General features: G+C 33.8%; 1 protein-coding gene. It reads left to right on the top strand.

Annotation, left to right across the window (positions count from 1 at the left end; all coding sequences use genetic code 11):
* Nucleotides 1-92 precede the first annotated feature (92 nt).
* Nucleotides 93-1,698, top strand: a 1,606-nt coding sequence (locus tag ACRC28_RS08510; protein WP_438543027.1) for a DUF11 domain-containing protein, incomplete at its 3' end; no start/stop codon positions are given.

Genomic DNA, 1,698 nt, shown 5'->3' with positions numbered 1-1,698 from the left:
ATAAATAAAGCTATGGGGAACATTAAATTAAGAATAGGAACAATATGAAAATATAGATGGAAGTAGTTGAGTGAAAAAATAGGAGGAGAAAAATGGCAGTATCACTTTTATATCAAAAAATAATACAAGGTGGATTTCTATACTTTGGGAATGCGCTAGGATTGACAAAAGGAGTAGGAGCTATAGTACCAGGAACAATTGCAACACAAGGGGCATTTATGACTGTAGATACAACAACTGTGGCACCGGGAGGTTGGCCCGCTGGAACGACTCTTAATTGGATGGATGCAAATTCAAGAGTTTATGTAGATATACCAAATGGAAGTACAATTGATGAAGCATTTTTAATATGGGGAGGGAATACGGGAGGGACTATTACAAGCACAGCTAGAACTTATCCTGTATACTTAATTACTCCAGATAATGTAAAGCATATTATAACACCAGTAACAACTCTAAATGGGGCAGGATTTTATTCATGTTCAGCAAATGTAACAAGTATCGTAAAAGGGTTTGGAAGTGGGGACTTTATCTGTGGAAGTATCCCGGCAAATATAACAGCAGCTGCAACAGGAGCAGAAGGAGGCGGATGGGTTTTAGCATTGGCTATCCAGAGCCAAAGTGGTGCATATAATTACGCAACTTTAACAATTTCAAATGATAATTATGGACAAATCGGAACAAGTATTCCAATAATAACTCCATCAACAGGAACTGTAACAGCGAATCTTATGACTGCAGTTATTCATGCAGCTTGTGATAAGGGAGATGCATTAATACTTCAAGATACAAGACCTTTTTCAGCACCAAATAGGGAAGCACCAAACTTTTTCAATTCAATTATAAGTAATAATAGTGGCGATGGACTTCCATATACAAATGCAACCTTTGGAAATAATAATAATGACCCAAGCACAAGAAGTAACACTCTTAATGCAAGGCAAGGTCTTGATTTAGCAATATATCCATCAAGTGGAGATATACCAGCAAACACGAATAGTTACTATTTAGACGGATATAATGGAGGAATTTCATTTTCACCAACTGATGGAAATACAAATTATATAGCATATGGTGCAGCCGTTAATCCATCAAATGCTGTTACAACTCTAAAAAAAACAGTAGACAAACCTTTCGCAAATTATGGGGATACTGTTATATATACTATGAATGTAGTGCTTGAAGGTAGTGGAAGTATTTTTAACTTTAAGATATTTGATACAATTCCCGATAATACAAGTTTTGTTCCAGGAAGTATTTTTGTAAATGGGGTAAATAAACCTTTAGATAATTTAGCTCTGGGGATAACACTTGCATCAAGTGTGAACCTGCCGTATTCAGGAACAATAACGTATAGTGCTATTATAAATAGTTCAGGGTCATTTAATAATATTCAAAATAGTTGCTATGTAGTTTTTAGAAATACAATTTCAAATGGGACTGTTTTTACAAATACGATAGTTTCAGAATATGCAGTAACCACAATAATAAAAACTGCAAATATAAGTGTAAACAAAAGTGTAAATAAAAATTATACAAAGATAGGTGAGATTTTAACCTATACAATAGTTCTAAATAATAGTGGAATCTTAAATGCAACTACAGCTACATTTATAGATACACTTCCAACAGATATAACATTAATACCAAATACGTTAAAGGTAGATGGTGTTTTAAATAATCAAACTTCAAATCCTT

This window comes from Clostridium sp., assembly GCF_051650885.1.
GTDB lineage: Bacteria > Bacillota > Clostridia > Clostridiales > Clostridiaceae > Clostridium.
The sequence above is the reverse complement of the archived record's forward strand: the minus strand, read 5'-3'. Positions and strand labels throughout refer to the sequence as shown.